The organism is Massilia phyllosphaerae, assembly GCF_034659755.1.
Classification (GTDB): Bacteria; Pseudomonadota; Gammaproteobacteria; order Burkholderiales; family Burkholderiaceae_D; genus Telluria; species Telluria phyllosphaerae.
The window spans coordinates 1-21,746 of the sequence record NZ_JAXSQX010000003.1; the positions used below are offsets into that span (position 1 = coordinate 1).

15 protein-coding genes are annotated in these 21,746 nt (G+C 65.5%); 10 read left to right on the forward strand and 5 right to left on the reverse strand.

From position 1 onward, the window contains the following. The 4 genes from tuf to rpsL all read right to left on the reverse strand — a co-directional run. Positions 1-1,172, reverse strand: a 1,172-nt coding sequence (tuf, locus tag U1H99_RS12660; RefSeq protein ID WP_323142111.1) for an elongation factor Tu, incomplete at its 3' end; no start/stop codon positions are given. A gap of 94 nt (positions 1,173-1,266) precedes the next feature. Then, entirely contained in the window at positions 1,267-3,372 is a 2,106-nt protein-coding gene (gene fusA / locus U1H99_RS12665; RefSeq protein WP_323142112.1) for an elongation factor G, read from the reverse strand. Positions 3,373-3,504: 132 nt separating this feature from the next. Then, complete coding sequence (rpsG, locus tag U1H99_RS12670) at positions 3,505-3,975, reverse strand: 30S ribosomal protein S7 (RefSeq protein ID WP_141835730.1); 471 nt, start codon at positions 3,973-3,975, stop codon at positions 3,505-3,507. Positions 3,976-4,102: 127 nt separating this feature from the next. Then, positions 4,103-4,486: a 30S ribosomal protein S12 gene (gene rpsL / locus U1H99_RS12675; protein ID WP_005663517.1), complete on the reverse strand. Its 384-nt coding sequence runs from the start codon at positions 4,484-4,486 to the stop codon at positions 4,103-4,105. A 420-nt stretch (positions 4,487-4,906) separates the two neighbouring features. Between rpsL and U1H99_RS12680 the strand changes: the two genes are divergently transcribed. After that, positions 4,907-6,775 (forward strand): phosphoethanolamine transferase, encoded by a 1,869-nt coding sequence (locus U1H99_RS12680; protein ID WP_323142113.1) that lies wholly within the window; start codon positions 4,907-4,909, stop codon positions 6,773-6,775. A gap of 181 nt (positions 6,776-6,956) precedes the next feature. After that, positions 6,957-8,732, forward strand: a complete 1,776-nt coding sequence (locus U1H99_RS12685; protein ID WP_323142114.1) for a YbhB/YbcL family Raf kinase inhibitor-like protein — start codon at positions 6,957-6,959, stop codon at positions 8,730-8,732. 225 nt (positions 8,733-8,957) lie between these two features. Here U1H99_RS12685 and U1H99_RS12690 read toward each other — a convergent pair whose 3' ends face one another. Further along, positions 8,958-10,583 (reverse strand): MutS-related protein, encoded by a 1,626-nt coding sequence (locus U1H99_RS12690; RefSeq protein WP_323142115.1) that lies wholly within the window; start codon positions 10,581-10,583, stop codon positions 8,958-8,960. 225 nt (positions 10,584-10,808) lie between these two features. Here U1H99_RS12690 and U1H99_RS12695 point away from each other — a divergent pair, with 225 nt between their 5' ends. From U1H99_RS12695 to U1H99_RS12730, 8 genes are all read left to right on the forward strand, one after another. Beyond that, positions 10,809-12,089 carry an efflux RND transporter periplasmic adaptor subunit gene (locus U1H99_RS12695; protein ID WP_323142116.1) on the forward strand — a complete coding sequence of 427 codons (1,281 nt, stop codon included), beginning with the start codon at positions 10,809-10,811 and terminating at the stop codon, positions 12,087-12,089. 49 nt (positions 12,090-12,138) lie between these two features. Next, positions 12,139-12,846, forward strand: coding sequence for an ABC transporter ATP-binding protein (locus U1H99_RS12700; RefSeq protein ID WP_323142117.1), 708 nt, complete (start codon positions 12,139-12,141; stop codon positions 12,844-12,846). A gap of 7 nt (positions 12,847-12,853) precedes the next feature. Further along, on the forward strand, positions 12,854-14,170 hold the full coding sequence (locus U1H99_RS12705) for an ABC transporter permease (protein WP_323142118.1): 1,317 nt from the start codon (positions 12,854-12,856) through the stop codon (positions 14,168-14,170). Positions 14,171-14,199: 29 nt separating this feature from the next. After that, a complete protein-coding gene (locus tag U1H99_RS12710; RefSeq protein ID WP_323142119.1) occupies positions 14,200-15,432 on the forward strand; it encodes an ABC transporter permease in 1,233 nt (410 codons plus the stop codon). Between the two features lie 15 nt (positions 15,433-15,447). After that, on the forward strand, positions 15,448-16,782 hold the full coding sequence (locus U1H99_RS12715; RefSeq protein ID WP_323142120.1) for a sigma-54-dependent transcriptional regulator: 1,335 nt from the start codon (positions 15,448-15,450) through the stop codon (positions 16,780-16,782). Then, positions 16,779-18,155 (forward strand): sensor histidine kinase, encoded by a 1,377-nt coding sequence (locus U1H99_RS12720; RefSeq protein WP_323142121.1) that lies wholly within the window; start codon positions 16,779-16,781, stop codon positions 18,153-18,155. Before U1H99_RS12715 ends, U1H99_RS12720 begins: the two co-directional genes overlap by 4 nt. A gap of 149 nt (positions 18,156-18,304) precedes the next feature. Next, a complete protein-coding gene (locus tag U1H99_RS12725; RefSeq protein WP_323142122.1) occupies positions 18,305-19,075 on the forward strand; it encodes a fused MFS/spermidine synthase in 771 nt (256 codons plus the stop codon). 157 nt (positions 19,076-19,232) lie between these two features. Then, complete coding sequence (locus U1H99_RS12730) at positions 19,233-21,686, forward strand: TonB-dependent receptor plug domain-containing protein (protein ID WP_323142123.1); 2,454 nt, start codon at positions 19,233-19,235, stop codon at positions 21,684-21,686. Positions 21,687-21,746: the final 60 nt, after the last annotated feature.

The window sequence follows — 21,746 nt, forward strand, 5'->3', positions numbered from 1 at the left end:
ACCACGCCGGCGCCGACGGTACGGCCGCCTTCGCGGATTGCGAAGCGCAGACCTTCTTCCATCGCGATCGGAGCGATCAGCTTGACGGTGATCGACACGTTGTCGCCTGGCATGACCATTTCCTTGTCTGCCGGCAGTTCGATCGAACCGGTCACGTCAGTCGTACGGAAGTAGAACTGCGGACGGTAGTTGTTGAAGAACGGGGTGTGACGGCCGCCTTCATCTTTCGACAGAACGTAGATCTCGCCGGTGAAGTGGTTGTGCGGCTTGATCGAGCCCGGCTTGGCCAGAACCTGGCCACGCTGGACGTCTTCACGCTTGGTGCCGCGCAGCAGCAGGCCGACGTTGTCGCCAGCTTGACCCTGGTCCAGCAGCTTGCGGAACATTTCCACGCCGGTGCAGGTGGTCTTCACGGTGTCGATGATACCGACGATTTCGATCTCCTCGCCGACCTTGATGATGCCGCGCTCGACACGACCGGTCACCACGGTACCGCGGCCCGAGATCGAGAACACGTCTTCCACCGGCATCAGGAAGGCGCCGTCAACGGCACGTTCCGGGGTCGGGATGTAGCTGTCCAGGGCTTCGGCCAGGCGCTCGATGCATGCTTCGCCCATTTCGCCCGGCTGGCCTTCCAGCGCCATACGTGCCGAACCTTTGATGATCGGCAGGTCGTCGCCAGGGAACTCGTACTTCGACAGCAGTTCGCGGACTTCCATTTCGACCAGTTCCAGCAGTTCTGCGTCGTCGACCAGGTCGCACTTATTCAGGAACACGATGATGTACGGAACGCCAACCTGACGCGCCAGCAGGATGTGCTCGCGGGTCTGCGGCATCGGGCCGTCAGCGGCCGAGCACACCAGGATCGCGCCGTCCATCTGGGCGGCACCGGTGATCATGTTCTTGATGTAGTCGGCGTGGCCTGGGCAGTCGACGTGCGCGTAGTGACGGTTCGCGGTTTCGTACTCGACGTGCGCGGTGTTGATGGTGATGCCGCGTGCTTTTTCTTCCGGAGCCGCGTCGATCTGGTCGTAGGCCTTGGCTTCGCCGCCGAATTTCTTCGACAGAACGGTTGCGATTGCAGCCGTCAGGGTGGTTTTGCCGTGGTCAACGTGACCGATGGTGCCGACGTTGACGTGCGGCTTGGTCCGTTCGAATTTACCTTTTGCCATTTTGATCTTCCTTAAGTTTATTTTTTGCGGGACAGAGCAAGGTTTACCGCTTTTTGCTCTGTCCTCAACTAACTAGATTTTACTGACTAAATTCTTACTTGGCTTTCGCGGTGACGATAGCGTCCATCACGTGCTTCGGTGCTTCCGAATAGTGCTTGAATTCCATCGTGTAGGTCGCACGGCCCTGGGTTGCCGAACGCAGCACGGTCGAGTAACCGAACATTTCCGACAGCGGGACTTCGGCCTTGATGATCTTGCCGCCGCCGCCCGGGATTTCGTCCATGCCCTGCACCATACCGCGGCGGGACGACAGGTCGCCCATCACGGTACCGGCGTAGTCTTCCGGCGTTTCCACTTCCACGGCCATCATCGGCTCGAGGATGACCGGGTTGGCTTTACGGCAGCCATCCTTGAACGCCATCGAACCGGCCATGCGGAACGCGTTTTCGTTCGAGTCCACGTCGTGGTACGAACCGAAGGTCAGCGTCACTTTGACGTCGACCACCGGGTAGCCGGCCATCACGCCGCTCGACAGGGTTTCACGAACACCCTTCTCGACTGCCGGGATGAATTCGCGAGGAATCACACCGCCCTTGATGGCGTCGATGAATTCGAAGCCCTTGCCCGGCTCTTGCGGTTCGATCGACAACACGGCGTGGCCGTACTGGCCGCGGCCGCCCGACTGCTTGACGAACTTGCCTTCGACGTCGCTGACTGCCTTGCGGATGGTTTCGCGGTAGGCAACCTGCGGCTTGCCGACGGTCGCTTCCACGCCGAATTCACGCTTCATGCGGTCGACGATAATTTCCAGGTGCAGCTCGCCCATACCACCGATGATGGTCTGGCCCGATTCTTCGTCGGTACGCACGCGGAACGACGGATCTTCCTGTGCCAGGCGGTTCAGGGCCAGGCCCATCTTTTCCTGGTCGGCCTTGGTCTTCGGCTCGACTGCCTGCTGGATGACCGGCTCCGGGAACACCATCTTTTCCAGGGTGATGATCGACGACGGGTCGCACAGGGTTTCGCCGGTGGTCGCGTCTTTCAGGCCGACTGCAGCGGCGATGTCGCCGGCGCGGACTTCCTTGATCTCTTCACGCTGGTTGGCGTGCATCTGCAGAATACGGCCGAGACGTTCCTTCTTGTTCTTGACCGGGTTGTAGACGGTATCGCCCGACTTGATCATGCCCGAGTAGACGCGGAAGAAGATCAGCTGGCCGACGAACGGGTCGGTCATGATCTTGAATGCCAGCGCCGAGAACTTCTCGTCGTCCGAAGCCTGACGGGTGACCGGCTGGTCGTCCTCGTCGGTACCGCCGACCGGCGGAATGTCGACCGGCGACGGCAGGTACTCGATGACCGCGTCCAGCATGGCCTGCACGCCCTTGTTCTTGAAAGCGGTGCCGCACATCATCGGGACGATTTCCGACGCGATGGTACGCTGACGCAGTGCCATCTTGATCTCTTCTTCCGACAGGTCACCTTCTTCCAGGTACTTGTTCATCAGGTCTTCATTCGCTTCAGCAGCGGTCTCGACCAGCTTTTCGCGCCATTCGTTGGCTTGATCGACCAGCTCGGCCGGGATGTCGCGGTAGTCGAACTTCATGCCTTGCGACGCGTCGTCCCAGATGATCGCTTTCATCTTGACCAGGTCGACCACGCCCAGGAAGTTCTCTTCGGCGCCGATCGGGATCTGCAGCGGGATCGGGTTGGCCTTCAGGCGGGCGCGCATCTGCTCGTACACCTTGAAGAAGTTCGCACCGGTACGGTCCATCTTGTTGACGAAGGCCAGACGCGGGACTTTGTACTTGTTAGCCTGGCGCCACACGGTTTCCGACTGCGGCTGCACGCCACCGACTGCACAGTAAACCATGCAGGCGCCATCCAGCACGCGCATCGAGCGTTCGACTTCAATGGTGAAGTCGACGTGGCCCGGGGTGTCGATGATGTTGATGTGGTGCGGCTCGAAGTTGTTGGCCATACCTTTCCAGAAGCAGGTCGTCGCTGCCGAGGTAATGGTAATGCCGCGTTCCTGCTCCTGCTCCATCCAGTCCATCGTCGCTGCGCCGTCGTGCACTTCGCCGATCTTGTGGTTCACGCCGGTATAGAACAGGACGCGCTCGGTGGTGGTGGTTTTACCAGCATCGATGTGAGCGGAAATACCGATATTGCGGTAGCGCTCAATGGGGGTCTTGCGTGCCATAATTTTTCCTAAATCTTTGAATGGACAAAACCGAGCAGCATCTTGATATCAAAATGAAGCTCGGCCTGAACAACAGATATTACTAAGGAGCCAATCCCGGGGCGACCTGCCCATGGACCGGCTGGTCCTTTTTTAGAAGCGGAAGTGCGAGAACGCCTTGTTCGCTTCAGCCATACGGTGCACTTCGTCACGACGCTTCATTGCGCCGCCGCGGCCTTCCGCCGCTTCCATCAGCTCACCACCCAGGCGTTGCGGCATGGACTTCTCGCTACGCTTGTTTGCGGCTTCGCGCAACCAACGCATAGACAGAGCCATACGGCGAACTGGACGAACTTCAACCGGTACCTGGTAATTGGCACCACCGACGCGGCGGGACTTCACCTCGACCATCGGCTTGGCGTTGTTGATCGCGGTAACGAAGACTTCCAGCGGGTCCTTGCCCGATTTGGTCTGGATGTATTCGAACGCACCGTAGATGATGTTTTCTGCGACCGACTTCTTGCCGGACAGCATCAGAACGTTGACGAACTTGGCGACATCGGTATTGCCGAATTTCGGATCCGGCAGGATCTCGCGCTTGGGTACTTCACGACGACGTGGCATTTCAATTCCTTCCTGTCTTCAGTTGAGTGCTTGAACCGCACTCGCGAAAAACCCTCATGGTTTTTCACTTACTCGGCCTTCCGGCCGGCTCAACTCAACAAATTAATTAAGCTAAAAGTGCTAAGAATTACTTCTTGGCGGCTTTAGCGCGCTTGGCACCGTACTTCGAACGGGCCTGCTTACGGTCTTTCACGCCCTGGGTATCCAGTGCACCGCGGACCATGTGGTAACGCACACCCGGCAAGTCCTTCACACGGCCGCCGCGCAGCAGCACGACCGAGTGTTCCTGCAGGTTGTGGCCTTCACCGCCGATGTACGAAATGACTTCGAAACCGTTGGTCAGGCGAACTTTGGCGACTTTACGCAGTGCCGAGTTCGGCTTCTTCGGGGTCGTCGTGTAGACACGGGTGCAAACACCGCGCTTTTGCGGGCAGTTTTCCAGTGCCGGCGACTTGCTCTTCACAACCGCGGCTTCACGCGGCTTGCGAATCAGTTGATTGATGGTTGGCATCGTTCTTAATCCAACAAAGTTACTACGTTGATGACCCGGACTCATCAGGTGCTTCCGGGGACTGAAACCTAGTCTCGCTCTACTGTCCCGACAGGCGCCAAAAGCCACTCACCAATGGGAGCGGCTGAATTGACGTATACGAAGACCAGAGTAAAACGAGAACTCGCAAGTATAGACCTGATATGGGACGGGGTCAACCGCGTGGTCACTCTCGACGAGCCTGAATGGCGAAAGGATGCCTGATTGCCAAAGAATGTCGTGATTGAGATACAACAAACCATCGTCGGCCGGCATTTTGCACGCCGTTGCGCTTAGTTACCGGTAAGAAATAGCGTTTCTTGCGGCAAAGAAGACATAATAGCCGACTTCGCCTTCCGGCCGATGGCCCGACCCTTGCCCCGTTTTCCAATGCGTTTTCCGATGCGTTTTCTGCCGCGTTTTCTGCTGCGTCCGCGTAACCTGGCCGTCCTGCTGAGCTACCTGCTGCTGTCCTGCATGCCCTTCGTGCCTGCCCTGTTCGGCCTGCCGCTCGAGCATCCGGGCAAGGTGCTCGGCATCGAGCTGATGGCCTGGACCGGCGTCTGGGCGCTGCTGAAACGCCCGGCCCGGTTTCACTGGCTGCTGCTGCCGGCCTTCCTGGCGCTGCCGGTGGAACTCTATTTATATGCGTTCTACGGCCAGGGCATCTCCACCCACCACCTGGGCATCATCGCCGAGACCAGCCCGGCCGAGGCGATGGAGTTCCTCGGCACCAAGGTGTGGCTGCTGGTTGCAGTCTTCATCGGCGTGCTGGCCTGGTTCGCCGCCAGCTGGGTCGCGGCCTGGCGCACGCGCGACCTCGACTGGACCGACGTCTCGCGCCCGGTGGTGCTGGGCGTGCTGGCGGTCGGCACGGCGGTGTTCGCATATGGCGTCGAATTCGGGGTGGCGGCACCACCGCTGGCGGCCGCCTCGTCTCCGCGCGCGCCCGCACGGTTGGTGAAGGCGACGCCTCCCAAGGACGAGGGCGCCGAGAAGACCGCCGCGCCGCGTCCCGGCAGCGTGCCGCCGCGCGCCGCCCTGCCGCCGCTGGCGTACTGGGCGAAACTGCCCTTCGACCTGGATACCTTCGCCCATTCCTGGCCCTTCGGCCTGATGGCGCGCGGCGTCGACTTCTACAAGGAGCGCGTCTATCTGGCGCAACTCAACCGCAGCAGCGCCCAGTTCCGCTTCCACGCGACCTCCGCCCTCGCCGCGGACGAGGCGCAGACCGTGGTGATGGTGATTGGCGAATCCTCGCGCTACGACCGCTGGAGCCTGAACGGCTATGCGCGCGATACCAATCCGCTGCTGTCGCAGCAGGCCAACCTGGTGACGCTGCCGGACATGATCACCTCGGTGTCGGCGACGCGGCTGTCGGTGCCGGTGATCATCTCGCGCAAGCCGGCGACCGAGAGCCTGAAGGATGGCTTCTCGGAAAAATCGTTTATTTCCGCCTTCAAGGAAGCCGGCTATAAAACCTTCTGGCTGTCGAACCAGATCTCGTTCGGCAAGTTCGACACCCCGGTCTCCGTGTTCGCCAAGGAGGCGGACGTCGTCGATTTCCTGAACCTGGGCGGTTTTACGGACAATTCCAACTACGACGAGATCCTGTTCGGCCCCCTGAAGCACGCGGTGGCCGATCCGGCGCCGAAAAAACTGATCGTGCTGCACACGCTGGGCAGCCACTGGAACTACAGCCACCGCTACCCGAAGCAGTTCGACAAATGGCTGCCCTCGCTGTACGGCATCGACAAGCCGGTCTACACCGACATCCGCATCAAGGCCCAGCTCAACAACAGCTACGACAGCTCGATCCTGTACACCGACTGGTTCCTCGACGGCGTGATTGGCCGCCTGAAAGAGAGCGCCAGGCCGGCCGCGCTGCTGTACGTGGCCGACCACGGCCAGACCCTGTACGACAATAGCTGCCGCCTGGCCTTCCACGGCCACAACACCCAGTACGAATTCCACGTACCCGCCTTTGCCTGGTATTCGGACGCCTACGCCGAGCGCCACCCCGACAAGGTCGGCCAGCTGCGCCGCCACCGCAAGGCCAGGCTGGCCACCGAAAACGTGTTCCACACCCTGCTCGACCTGGCCGACGTGCACTATCCCGGCGAACGCCTCGACTGGAGCGTCGTCAACCCGGCTTTCCGCCAGCACAAGCGCTACGTCGACAGCTACGGCTGGACCGACTACGACAACGCCACCATCAAGGGCGAATGCCACGAAGTCATCGCCAAAGGCAAGCCGCTCCCGCGCCACTAAGCGCTACATCAAATCCAGGTAAATTTGGGGTCAGAGCAGAATTTCTGCTCTGACCCCGAATTTACCGGATTACTGACCAGGCTCGGCATTGGTGAGTTCGCAAACAGACAACACCAATTGTCTGCGTAAAGATGGCCCGGTCCCTCCCCCGACCGATCCACTTTCCGAAAGCGAGCACGCGATGAAACGTCCTCTCATGGCCCTGCTGTGCCTGACCGTTACCGGTGCCTGGGCCCAGCAAGGCGACGGCACCCGGTACAGCGCCGAGAACAATATCTTCAAACCCGACAAGGTCGAGCCCACGCCGCAGCGCATGGCCGGCATCAAGGCGCCGCCGGGCTTCACGGTGACGCCCTTCGCCACCGGCTTGAAGAACGCCCGCATCATCGCGGTGGCGCCCAACGGCAACGTCTATGTGAGCCGGCGCGACCAGGGCGACGTCGTGCTGCTGCGCGATGCCAACGGCGACGGCCGCGCCGATAGCCAGCCGGAGATCGTGGTCAGCCGCGCCGGCGCGCACGGCCTGGCGATCCGCGACAACAAGCTGTACCTGGTGACGGTGAAAGAGCTGTTCGTGGTCGACATCCAGCCCGACGGCCGCCTGGGCGCGCCGAAGATGCTGGTGCGCGACCTGCCCGACGCCGGCCAGCACGCCAACCGCACCATCGCCTTCGGCCCGGACGGGATGCTGTACCTGACCGTCGGCAGCACCTGCAACGCCTGCAACGAAACCAACCAGGAAAACGCGACCATCCTGCGCCTCACGCCGGACGGCAGCAGCCGCACGATCGTCGCCACCGGCCTGCGCAACACCATCGGTTTCGACTGGCAGCCGCGGACCGGCGAACTGTGGGGCTTCGACCACGGCATCGACTTCCTCGGCGACGAGGAGCAGCCGGAAGAACTCAACAAGATCGAACAGGGTAAACAATATGGCTGGCCGCACGTGGTCGGCGCCGGCACCATCTACCCGCAGAGCACCCCGATCGGCGAGATCAGCAAGCAGGACTGGAAGGCGCACAGCACGCCGATGGTGCTGGGCTACGCCGCCCACGCGGCACCGATGCAGCTGGTCTTCTACAAGGGCACCGCCTTCCCGACCGAATACCAGGGCGACGCCTTCGTCACCATGCGCGGCTCCTGGAACCGCAAGGTCCCTTCCGGCTACGAAATCGTGCGCGTGCGCTTCCAGGACGGCCAGGCGCGCTCGATCGAACCCTTCGTGACCGGCTTTCTCACCGACGGCAACAAGACCCACATCGCGCGCCCGGTCGGCCTGGCGATGGCCAAGGATGGCGCGCTGCTGATGGCGGACGACGCCAACGGCGTGATCTACCGCATCGCCTACACGGGCAACGCCGCCAAGCCCGCCAGCGAGCTGCAGGCGCCGGCCGGCCCGATGCAGCAGCAGGCGAGCAAGGGCAGCGGCGTGCCGATCGCCTTCACCCGCGCGCAGACCCAGGCCAAGGGCACGCTCACCGTCAGCTCGTCGGGCTTCGTGCGCGGCGGCGAGATCCCGGCCAAGTACAGCGAATATGCGGACGGCGTGGCGCCGGCGCTGAGCTGGACCCCGGTGCCGAACGCGAAATCCTACGTCGTCATCATGGAAGACCCGGACGCCAAGCCGGTCACGCCGGTGGTGCACTGGCTGGCCTGGAACATCCCGGCCAGCCTGACCCGCCTGCCCGAGGGCCTGCAGGAGCAGCCGCGCCTGACCGATCCGGACGGCGTGCTGCAGGGCCGCACTACGCACGGTTCGACCGGCTGGTACGGCATGCATCCGCCGGTGGGCGACAAGCCGCACCACTATCACTTCCAGGTGTATGCGCTGGACCGGATGCTGGACGTGCCCTGGGGCGCGGAGCGCGACCAGCTGCTGGAGGCGATGCAGGGGCACGTGCTGGCCAAGGGGGAGCTGGTCGGGACGTTTGCGCAGAAGCAGAAGCCGCAGAAATGAATGATGCCGCAACCGGAACTGCAATAGTGAAGCTGCCGCGCCGTTAATCAACGTCGTTCCCGCGAAAGCGGGAATCCATGCTGAATAACAGAATTCGGTATGCCGAAAGCACCTTAGTGCTTCAGGAATGCGGACTTCGGAAGCTCAGCATGGGGGTAAATAGCCCAGTGGGCTATTTACCGCTTTCGCGGGGGCGACGTTTGGTGTGCCTGGCCATATCGGGGGTCACCCCACCCCATCATCCAGCAAATCCGCCCCGGCACCCCCACCCCGCTGCCCCGCCAGCCAGCGCGCCACCTTCTCCGCCTTGCCCTGCACCGCCGTCCCGAATCCGTGCCCGGCCAGCAGCGCAATCCCGTTGGTCCGCCCCAGCAGGCCCGGTTCCAGCCGCAGCACGCCATCGTCCCCCGTCCCGACCCGCCACGGCGCCAGCCGGTGCGCCAGCAAGGGCCCCAGCACCAGGTTATGCGAGGACACGACCACCAGCGCCTGCGCCGCCAGTTCGTCCAGCACCGCCGCCGCCGCCGATACCGATTCCTCGTGGTTGGTGCCGCGGAAGATCTCGTCGACCAGGCACACCACCGGGCGTGCGGCGGCGGCCGCCAGCAGCTCCCTGGCGCGCGCCAGTTCGGCGATGTAGAGACTTTGCCCGCCCAGCAGCGAATCCTCGTTCTGCATGCTGGCGACGACAGGCAGCGCCGGCAGGCTGGCCCGGCGTGCGTAGCAGAAGCCGAAGGCGCGCGCCGCCGCCAGGTTGAGGCCCAGCGTGCGCAGGAAGGTACTCTTGCCGACGCCGTTCTGGCCCGACAGGAAGGCGCCCTTGCCGTCGAGCGCGATCGACAGCGCGCTGGCCCCCGCGACCAGCGGATGCACGCCCTCGTCCAGCGCCAGCGAGCGGGCAGCGCTGCGCCCGGCCCAGCACCACAGCGGCGTGGCCAGCAGGTGGCGCGCCAGCGCCACGTCGGCTTCCAGGTTGGCGCACAGGTCGTAGCACTCGCATAAAAAGGCGCGCTGTGCGAACGCCATGCGCACACTCCTGAAGTAATGGCGGACGTTGGCCAGCATGAACCAGTGCTGGTAATCCTTGACCAGCGGCGCGCCGTCGACCAGCGGTGACGGCGTCAGGCGCCGGCTGATCCAGCCTACCCCCTCGGCGCGGCCCGTGAAATCCTCGGCCAGCGGATGGCCGCTGCCGTCCAGCAGCGCGCACACGCGCAGCATCATCTGCAGCGCGCCACCCAGCCGGCCCCATTCCTCCATGCGCTCGCGGTAGCGCATCTGCGGCGCCACCAGCAGGTACATCGCGACGGCGGTAGCGAGCCAGGCCAGCGGCGACAGCAGCAGCGCCGCCGCGATCGAGGCCGCCAGCAGCAGCGGGATCAGGAACCAGACCCGCAGCCACGCCGGCTGCAGCGGCGCCAAGGTAAACGAAGCATCCGCATCGAACAGCAGCCCGGCCACCTCGATATCGGCATGGCGCAGCGCGCGCAAGCCGTGGTGCAGCCGCGCCAGGCGCCCGGGATCGGCCAGCAGGGTCTCGATGCGGGTGCGGCGCAGGGCCGCCTCGTCCTCGCCGCTGCCGTTGCGCAGGCGGCGGTACAGCACCTGGCGGCCGAAGATGCTGGTCTCGGCGGAGATGTGCTCACCGTAGCGCTCGAGCAGCAGGTCGCGCCAGGTCGGATCGTCCAGCGCATCGTCCGCATCGTCCGCGGTCAGACGCTGCAGCCGGGCGACGTCGCTGGGCGCGAACGGATAATCCTGCGGTTCCGGTTCAGCGGGCGTCGTCAAAGCGGCAAGGCGCGCCAGCAGCGGGCGCCAATAATCCGGCAGGCGAAACACGGTAAAGGACATAGGCGCTTTCCACGGCCGGGCCGGATAGTGATGCCGGGAAATTATGAACGCTTTACAAAATATCAAGGGAGCACCGACAAAAGAGTGTCCGCGCTGTCCGTCCGCCCGCCGGACGGACACGGGCGGACGGCGCATTCATCCGGGCGGACACCAATCGAATCAAGGACTTAAGCGTTGGCACGGTTCCTGCAAATACCGCTGTGTCCAAACCCGAATGTCCACACCATGATCCGCGACACCTCACAACAAGACGCCATCATTGCCGCCCCGGCCGGCGCCGGCCTCAAGCGCGGCGCCGTCTGGATCGGCGCCGCCGCCGCCCTGCTGGCCGTCTGCGCCTTCCTGCTGTCGTCCTGGCGCGGCAGCGAAGCCTCGGTCAGCGCGGCGCGCCTGCGCATCGCCGAGGTCACCCGCGGCACGCTGGTGCGCGACGCCTCCGTCAACGGCCGCGTGGTGGCCGCCGTCAGCCCGACCCTGTATGCCAAGGCGCCGTCCACCGTCAACCTGAAGGTCGCGGCCGGCGACACGGTGAAAAAGGACCAGGTGCTGGCCGTGCTGGAATCGCCCGACCTGTCCGATGCGCTGAAGCGCGAAGTGTCCACCTACGAGCAATTGAAGGCGGAAGTGGCGCGCCAGCAGATCCTGGCCCGCAAGCAGAAGCTGCTGGCGCAGCGCGAAGCCGACACCGCCGAAATCGACCGCCTGTCGGCCCAGCGCACGCTGGAACGCTACCAGAGCGTCGGCGATCTCGGCATCATCGCCAAGATCGACTTCCAGAAGGCCAAGGATGCCGTGAAATCGAGCGAGATCCGTGCGAAGCACGCGGCCCAGGCGGCGGAACTCGAAGGCGACGACGTCCAGCTGGCCCTTAAAACCAAGGCCAACGAGCTGGAACGGGCGCGCCTGGCGATGGGCGAAGCCCAGCGCCGCGTCGATGAGTTGACCGTGCGCGCCCCGGTCGACGGCTTCATCGGCACCCTGAACGTGCAGAACCGGATGGTGGTCGCCGCCAATGCGCCACTGATGACCCTGGTCGACCTGTCCAAGCTCGAAGTCGAGATCGAGGTGCCGGAGACCTATGTGGCCGACCTCGGCCTGGGCATGAATGCCGAGGTCCAGCTGCCGTCCGGGACCGCCACCGGCAAGCTGTCGGCGCTGTCGCCGGAAGTGGTGCGCGGCATGGTGCTGGCGCGGGTCCGCTTCGATGGTGACGGGCATGGCGAGCAGCCGAAGCGCCTGCGCCAGAGCCAGCGCGTGACCGCGCGCCTGCTGGTCGAGGAAAAGCCGAACGTCCTGATGCTGCCGCGCGGTCCCTTCGTCGAAAGCGAGGGCGGACGCTATGCCTACGTGGTGCGCGACGGCATCGCGACCCGCACCCCGATCCGGGTCGGCGCCACCAGCATCTCGGCGGTCGAGATCCAGTCCGGCCTGCAGCAGGGCGACAAGGTCGTGGTGGCCGGCACCGACGCCTTCAACAACGCCAGCCGAGTCTCCATCAATAACTGAGCGATCAATCACTGAATAACGAACGACACGTCACTGAAAGGACACAGCCATGCTGCGCATGACCAACCTGAACAAGGTGTACCGCACCCACATGATCGAGACCCACGCGCTGCGCGGCTTCGAGATCGACGTCCGCGAAGGCGAGTTCGTCACCGTCACCGGCCCGTCCGGTTCGGGTAAAACCAGCTTCCTCAACATCGCCGGCCTGCTCGAGGAATTCACCTCGGGCGACTATATCCTCGACGGCGTCAACGTGAAGGGGCTGGGCGACAATGCGCGCTCGCGCCTGCGCAACGAAAAGCTCGGCTTCATCTTCCAGGGTTTTAATTTGATCCCGGACCTGAACCTGTTCGACAACGTCGACGTCCCATTGCGTTACCGCGGCTTCAATACAACCGAGCGCAAGAAGCGCATCGAGGATGCGCTGGCCAAGGTCGGCCTGGCCTCGCGCATGAAGCACTATCCGGCCGAACTGTCCGGCGGCCAGCAGCAGCGGGTGGCGATCGCGCGCGCGCTGGCCGGCTCGCCGAAGCTGCTGCTGGCCGACGAACCGACCGGCAACCTGGACACGCAGATGGCGCGCGGCGTGATGGAACTGCTGGAAGAGATCAATGCCGCCGGCACCACCATCCTGATGGTCACCCACGACCCCGAGCTGGCGGTGCGCACCACGCGCAACGTGCACATCATCGACGGCCAGGTGTCGGACCTGGTGCGCAAGGGACCGTCGCTGGTCCAGACCCCGGTCACCGCCTGAGGAGCCCATGCCCATGTTTGGCTATTACTTCAAGCTCGGCCTGCGCAGCCTGCGCCGCAACCGCGCGCTGACCGCCCTGATGGTGCTGACGCTGGCCGTCGGCGTCGCCGCCAGCGTCTCGACGCTGACCATCCTGCACATGATGTCGGGCGACCCGATCCCCGAAAAGAGCAAGCGCCTGCTGGTGCCGCAGGTCGACAACGGCCCGCTCGACGGCTGGTCCCCGGGCGACGAGCCGAATGACGTGCAGATGAGCTACCAGGATGCGGCCAACCTGCTGAAAAGCGGCCAGGGCGAGCGCCGCACCGCGCTGTTCGGCGTCGCCGGGCCGCTCGAGCCACCGCGCAAGGACCTGCCGGCCTTCATGGTGTCCGGCATGGCGCCGACGCGCGACTTCTTCGCCATGTTCAACGTCCGCTTCCTCCATGGCCAGGCCTGGAGCGAGGCCGACGATGCGCGTGGCGCCGACGTCGTGGTGCTCGGCCGCGCCATGGCCGAAAAGCTGTTCGGCAAGGCCGATCCGGTCGGCCGGCAGGTGCGCCTGATGGGTTTCCCGTTCACCGTGAGCGGCGTGATCGACACCTGGAATCCGCGCCCGCGCTACTACAAGCTGGTCGGCGGCGACACCTTCGGCGATGCGGACGACTACTTCATTCCCTTCTCCACCGCGATCCGCCACGAATCCGACAACAACGGCGGCATGAGCTGCACTTCCCGGCGCGATCCCGGCTATGCCGCCCTGCTGGCGTCGGAATGCACCTGGATCCAGTTCTGGTTCGAGACCCGCGCGGTAAGCGACCGCGCCGACCTGCAGGCCTGGCTCGACAACTACGTGCGCGACCAGAAAAAACTCGGCCGCTTCAAGCGCACTGCGCCGAACCACTTGTACCACGTGATGGAGTGGATGGACGTGCTGAAGATCGTCGACAACGACAGCAAACTGTCGGTCTGGCTGGCGTTCGGCTTCCTGGCGCTGTGCCTGGTGAACACGATCGGCCTGCTGCTGGCCAAGTTCTCGGTGCGCGCGTCCGAGATCGGCGTACGCCGCGCGCTCGGCGCCTCGCGCCGCGAGATCTTCCGCCAGTTCCTGGTCGAGACCGGCGTCATCGGCCTGGCCGGCGGCCTGCTCGGGCTCGGCCTCGCCTTCGGCGCGCTGGCGCTGATCGGCATGCAGGGCACGGAAGTGGCGGCCATGGCGCACATGGACTGGCAGATGCTGGGCCTGACCTTCGTGCTGTCGGTGGCGGCGGCGCTGCTGGCCGGCCTGCTGCCGACCTGGCGCGCCTGCCAGGTGACGCCGGCGATCCAGCTCAAATCGCAGTAACCCCATTGTCCATTTAAGAGAGAGACGACATGGAAATCCGTCCCATCCTGTCCGCGCTGCTGCGCAACAAGACCGGTCCGATCCTGGTGGCGCTGCAGGTGGCGCTGAGCCTGGCGATCCTGGCCAACGCCGTGTACATCGTGAACGAGCGGCGCACCGTGATCGCGCGTCCGTCCGGCATCGCCGACGAACACGCGACCTTCTACATCAAGGCGCGCAACCTGGACACCGACGGTCCTGAACAGCGCCTGGCCGCCTTCAAGCACGAGGCCGACGTGCTGCGCGCGGTACCCGGCGTGGCCTCGGTGGCCGACGTGTCGCAGATGCCGCTGTCGCAGAGCGGCTGGAACAGCACCGTCAGCGTCGACCGTCGGCAGGAACGCGGGAGCGCCACGGCCTCGATGTACCTATCGGGCGACTCGGTCATCAAGACCTTCGGCCTGAACCTGGTCGAGGGCCGCGACTTCCTGCCCCAGGAACTGGTGGAGATCAACGAAAAGCAGGACAAGGACACGCCGCCGCACATCATCGTCACCCGGGCGCTGGCCGGCAAGCTGTGGCCGGGTACATCCGGGATCGGCAAGACCCTGTACTTCGGGCGCAACGAGCAGGCCCAGGGCACCCAGGTGGTCGGCGTGGTCGAGCGCCTGCAGACCGAAGCGGCACAAACCGGCGAGAAAGGCGAGTTCGCGGTGATCATCCCGGCACGCCTGTACGGCGGCTCGCGCGCCCTGTATGCGGTGCGCACCGAACCGGGCCAGCGCGACCGCGTGATGAAGGAAGCGGAGAGCGCCCTGCGCAAGTCCACGGCCACGCCGATGATCCTGAAGATGCGCACCGTCGACGAGAACCGCAAGGACCGCTACCGCGGCGACGTCGCGCTGCAGTGGATGCTGGTCACGGTCAGCCTGCTGATGCTCTTGATTACCTGCTCCGGCATCGTCGGCATGGCCAGCCTGTGGGTGACCCAGCGCCGCAAGCAGATCGGCGTGCGGCGCGCGCTCGGCGCCCGCCGCATCGACATCCTGCGCTACTTCATCCTTGAAAACGTGATGATCACCAGCGCCGGCGTGTTCGGCGGCGCGGCGCTGGGGCTGGCATTGAACCAGCTCCTGGTGAGCAAACTGGAGATGGCGCGCCTGCCGGCGGGCTACCTGGCGGGCGGCGCGCTGCTGTTCTGGCTGATCGGCGTGATCGCCGCCTACGGGCCGGCGTGGAAGGCGGCCAGCATCTCGCCGGCCACGGCCACCCGCAGTGTGTAGTGTTATGCTAATAGTATGCCTACTGTCCTGATCATCGATGACAACGCCGCCGTCGGCATCGCGCTCGACGTCCTGTTCTCCCTGCACGACATCGCGGCGCTGCACGCCGCCTCGCCCGAGGAAGGCCTGGCGCTGCTGGCGCGCCGGCCGGTCGACCTGGTGATCCAGGACATGAACTTCACGGCCGACACCACCTCCGGCGAGGAAGGCGTGGCGCTGTTCCGCGCGATCCGCAAGCAGTACCCGGACCTGCCGGTGATCCTGCTCACTGCCTGGACCCATCTCGACGCCGCGGTCGACCTGGTGAAAGCCGGCGCCGCCGACTACCTGTCCAAGCCGTGGAACGACGAACGCCTGCTGGCAACGGTCTCCAACCTGATCGAACTGGGCCAGGCCAACCGCGCATTGGCCCAGCGCCTGCAGCGCGAGCGCCGCGCCAAGCGCGAGCTGGAACAGAATTTCGACTTGCGCGGCCTGGTATGGGCCGACCCAGCCCTCGAACAGGTGCTGAGCCTGGCCTGCCAGGTGGCGCGCGCCGACGTGCCGGTCTTGATCACGGGGCCGAACGGCACCGGCAAGGAACGCATCGCCGAGATCATCCAGGCCAATTCGGCGGTGAAGGATGGCCCCTTCGTGGTGCTGAATTGCGGCGCCCTGCCCGCGGAACTGATCGAGGCCGAGCTGTTCGGCGCCGACGCCGGCGCCTACACCGGCGCCTCCAGGGCGCGCGAAGGTAAATTCGAGGCGGCCGACGGCGGCACGCTGTTCCTCGACGAAATCGGCAACCTGCCGCTGGCCGGGCAGATGAAACTGCTGCGGGTGCTGGAAACCGGGCGCTTCGAGCGCCTCGGCTCGAACCGCGAACGCCAGGTCAAGGTGCGCGTGATCAGTGCCACCAACGCCGATTTGCAGGGGATGATCCGTGCCGGGACCTTCCGCGAAGACCTGTTCTACCGCCTCAACCTGATCGAATTGAAACTGCCGCCGCTGGCGGCGCGGCCGGGCGACATCCTGCCGCTGGCGCGCAGCTTCCTGGCGCCGGGCAAGCGGCTCGACCCCAGTGCGGAAAGCGCGCTGGCGGCACATGCCTGGCCCGGCAACGTGCGCGAGCTGAAGAACGTGATGGCGCGCGCCTCGCTGCTGGCGCGGGACGAGACGATCAAGCCGCTCGATCTCGGCCTGCCGCTGGCGGTTGCCGCCGGGCCGGATGCGGAGCCGGACCGCGACGCCATCGCGGCGGCGCTGGCGCGCGCCGGCGGCGTCATCGCCCAGGCGGCGGCCGAACTCGGGCTGTCGCGCCAGGCACTGTACCGGCGCATGGAGCGCCTCGGCATCGCGCGTTCGGCATGAACGCGGCGCCGGGTCCGGAAGACGCGGGCTTTTTCAGGCGCTGGCGCCCGAAACGCTGGCGCCTTTCACTGGTCACGCGCTGGTCGGCGCTGGTGGCGACGCTGCTGGCGCTCGGCATCGGCATCGCGCTGACGCTCGACCACCTGCTGCCGGGGCAGCCGCTGCTGGTGCTCGGCGCCTGCCTGCTGTGCGTGGTGCCGCTCTCGGTCATCACCCTGCGCGCCCAGGTGCAGCCGGTGCTGTCGCTGTTCCGCGCGCTGGAAGGCACCGTGACGAGCTACCGCGACGGCGATTTTTCGTTCGGCCTGCACTGGCCGCAGAACGACGAGCTGTCCGACCTGGTCGCGGCCCACAACGCGCTCGGCGAGGTGCTGCGCGAACAGCGCCTCGGCCTGGTCCAGCGCGAACTGCTGCTCGACACCATGGTGCAGAACACGCCGGTGGCGATGCTGCTGGTGGCCGATACGGCGGGCGGCGCCCGCACCATCGTCTACGCCAACCTGGCCGCGCGCCAGCTGCTGGCGCACGGCAGCAAGCTGGAAGGCCACGCCCTGCAGGCGGTGCTGGAGACTGCGGCGCCGGCACTGGTGGAAGCCTTGGCGCGCGGCGGCGACGGCCTGTTTTCCGCCGGCGAAGGCGAGGACGAGGAGGTCTACCACCTGGCGCGGCGCGACTTCAGCCTGAACGGGCGTCGCCACGAACTGCTGCTGCTGCGCCAGCTGACCGCCGAGCTGCGGCGCCAGGAAGTACAGACCTGGAAAAAGGTCATCCGCGTCATCAGCCACGAATTGAACAACTCGCTGGCGCCGCTGGCCTCGCTCGCCCACTCCGGCGCGGAACTGGTGCGGCGCGGCCAGACCGAGCGCCTGCCGCAGATCCTGGAAACCATCGGCGAGCGCACGCGCCACCTGGAGACCTTCATCCTCGGCTACGCGCGTTTCGCCAAGCTGCCGACGCCGCGCCTGGAACGCTGCGCCTGGGACGCCTTCGTGGCACGGCTGGCGGCGCAGGTCAGCTTCCGCCTCGACGGCGAGCTGCCGCCCGAGCCGGCCCTGATCGACGTCGCCCAGATGGAGCAGGCCTTATTGAACCTGCTGAAGAACGCCCATGAATCCGGCTCGCGCGCGGAAGACGTCGTACTCCGGATCCGCCGCGTGCAGAACCTGGTGCGCATCGACGTGCTGGACCGCGGCAGCGGCATGAACGACGCGGTGCTGACCAACGCGCTGGTGCCCTTCTATTCCACCAAGCGCAGCGGCACCGGCCTGGGACTGGCGCTGGCGCGCGAGATCGCCGAAGCGCATGGCGGACGCATCACGCTGAACAATCGTGAAGGCGGCGGGCTGGCGGTGACGCTGATCCTGCCCGCCTGAAATTCGGGGTCAGAGCACAATTTTTTGCCGCGATTTCACATGATGCCGGCGCTTGATGAAAGAAGACGCGGGATGCAGTCAGCTTGCGCGAAGTGAGGAAAACCATTGTGCTCTGACCCCGAATTGGGGGCGTTTGGTAAGATCCGTACATGTCCGTCCCCACTTCTCCCCGCTACTCCCAGCCCGGCCATCCGCCGGCCACCATCACCGAATTTGAAGGCGTGCGCTCGCTCCACCTCGGCACTTCCTGGGTGCAAGGCGCGATGCGCCTGAGCCGGCCGGATGCGATCGAGCTGGAATACGTGCAGATGATGATGATGTGGATGCTGTTCGTGCAGCAGCCGCGCCGCATCGTGCAGCTGGGCCTGGGCAGCGCCGCGCTCACCAAGTTCTGCTACCAGCGCTTCCCGCAGGCGCGCGTGACGGCGGCCGAACTGAATCCGAACGTGATCGCGATCTGCCGCGATCATTTTGGCCTGCCGCCGGACGACGCCCGCCTCGACGTACGCGAAATGGATGCCCTCGACTTCGTGATGGATCCCGCCAACCACGGCACGGTCGACGTGCTGCAGGTCGATCTGTACGACGAGGAAGCGCGCGGCCCGGTGCTGGACACGCCCGAGTTCTACCAGGCCTGCGCCGATTGCCTGGCCCCGGATGGCGTCATGACCGCCAACGTGTTCGGCGACTTCATCAACTACGACAAGAACCTGCAGGCAATGGAACAGGCCTTCGACGCCGTGGTCTGGCTGCCCGAAGTCCACGACGCGAACATCGTCGTGATCGGCTTCAAGCAATCGCCCGAGCTCGACTTCGCGCTGCTGTACGAACGCGCCGCCGACATCAAGCGGCGCTATAACCTGCCGGCCAAGAACTGGGTCAACGGCTTGAAGGAGTGGATGCGCGATCACCTGGCGTGAACACGGCCGGCCGCCTCCCTGTTGTATAAACCGCACATGCATCGCCCATCCACGGCCAGCCGACGCCGCGTCGGTTGTGGCCGCTCAATTTCCCTCTGCAGCAGCACGCGCAAGATGGCTGAGTCTCTAACCGAGCTCAGCCTTGAGGGAAATGATCATGGACAAGAATTTCCGACATACATTGCTCGCATCCGCCGTCCTGGCGGCCTGCGCACCGGCCGCGGCCCAGCAGGCGGATGACGCCGATACCACAACGAGCAAGATGGTCGTGGTCGGCTCCCGCAGCGCCCCCAGGAGCGCGCTCGACACCGCGGCCCCGGTCGGCCTGATCGGCCAGAAAGAGCTGCAGTCGACCGGCACCGCGGAACTCGGCAAGGCGCTGCAGGCGCTCGACCCGTCGTTCAACTTCAGCACCACCTTCATCAGCGACGGCACCGACATCATCCGCCCCGCCACCCTGCGCGGCCTGGGGCCGGACCAGCTGCTGGTGCTGGTCAACGGCAAGCGCCGCCACCAGCAAGCACTGGTCAACGTACAGCAGACCATCGGCCGCGGCTCGGCCGGCACCGACATCAATGCGATCCCAATCTGGGCCATCGACCACATCGAGATCCTGCGCGACGGCGCCAGCGCCCAGTACGGCTCGGATGCGATCGCCGGCGTGATCAACATCGTGCTCAAGGGCGGTGTCGACGTCGACGGCATGGGCGCGCTGGCCAGCACCACGGGCAAGGGCGACGGGCGCACCTTCAGCCTCGGCGAAAACCACAGCTTCGCGCTGGGCCGCGACGGCGGCTACCTGACCCTGAGCGCAGAGGGCCGGCGCCGCGGCGAAACCAACCGCGCCGGCCCCGACACCCTGCGCACCAATCCGCCGCGCGTGACCCAGCGCATCGGCGACTCGCTGGCCGCCGACAGCCACCTGTGGCTCAACAGCATGCTGCCGGTGGGTGCCGACGGCGAACTGTATGCCTTCGGCGGCTTCTCGCGCCGCATCGGCGATGCCGCCGGCTTCTTCCGCCCGCGCGGCGACGGCCGCAACGTGCCGGCCGTGTACCCGGACGGCATGCTGCCCAGCATCCGCACCACGGTCAAGGATGCCTCGCTGGCGCTCGGCTACCGGCACAGCCTGCCGAAGGGCTGGCAGCTGGACGCCAGCATCAACCACGGCTTCAGCGAACTCGGCTTCTTCGAATACAACTCGATCAACGTCAGCTACTGGTACGAGCCGAGCTGCGGCTGCAATCACGCCCACGAATCGCCGACCGGCGGCAACACCGGCAAGCTGCGCTTCACCCAGACCACGGCCAACCTCGACCTGCGCGGCCCGGTATCCGTGTTCGGCCGCACCGTGCAGCTGGCCACCGGCCTCGAATACCGGCGCGACGGCTACCGCATCTTCGCCGGCGATCCGGTGACCTACCAGTACGGCCGCACCAACAACCCGGCGATCCCGATCTACGACCAGAACGGCAACATCGCACAAGCCGGCATCCAGGGCTTCCCCGGCTACACGCCGGCGACCGCGGTCGATGCCGGCCGCCACAACACCGCGGTCTACCTCGATGCCGAGCACAAGCTGGCGGCGCCGGTCACGCTGGGCGCGGCCGTGCGCCACGAGCGCTACTCGGATTTCGGCGCCACCACGACCGGCAAGCTCACCCTACGCTACGACCCGAGCCGCACGCTCGGCCTGCGCGCCAGCGCATCCACCGGTTTCCGCGCACCCGGCGTGCAGCAGAAGTACTACAGCTCGGTCTCGACCAACCTGAACGCGGCCGGCGTGCTGACCGAAACCCTGACCGCGCGCGAAGGCAGCGCCGTCACCCGGGCGCTGGGCATCGCGCCGCTGAAGGAAGAGACCTCGCGCAGCGCCAGCCTCGGCCTGGTGATGCGTCCGGTCCCGGACTTCTCGATCACGGCGGATGCCTGGCGCACCCGCATCGCCGACCGCATCGTCTTTTCCAGCACGATCGCGCCCGAGGCCGGTCCCTGCCCCACGCCCGCCAGCTGCCCGGTGCGCGCCGTGCTCGATCCGCTACGGGTCGGCCAGGCGCAGTTCTTCACGAATGCGGTCGGCACCACCACCGACGGGCTGGACCTGGTGGCGGAAAAGACGCTGCGCCGCGTTGCCGGCGGCGCGCTGGTGCTGTCCGGCCAGCTCGGCTTCAACCGCACGCGCGTGACGGCGCGCCACTCCTCGTCGCCGCTGCTGTCCGGCAGCCAGCTGTTCGACGATGCCCAGGTCACGCTGATCGAACGCGGCCAGCCGCGCCACCACCACGTGCTGTCGGCCGACTACACGCGCGGCGCCTGGAACGCCAACCTGCGCGCCAATTACTACGGCGAAGTCGCGGGCCAGGGTTTTACGGCACCCTACGTCCAGACCTGGGCCGCACGCTGGCTGACGGACCTGTCGCTGCGCTATGCGATCAGCCGGCGCCTCAGCCTGAGCGCAGGGGTCGACAACCTGTTCGACACCTACCCGAGCCGCTGGGACCCGGTGAAGGCGGCGCCGTTCCCGCAGATGGGCTTCACGTATTGCTGGGAAACCTGCCCGTTCGGGATCAATGGGCGGTCCTTGTATGCGAAGGTGGATTACCGGTTCTGAACCAACTTGGGCCCCCGCCTCCGCGGGGGCGACGGTTTTTCGGCTAGCACGAAAACAAAG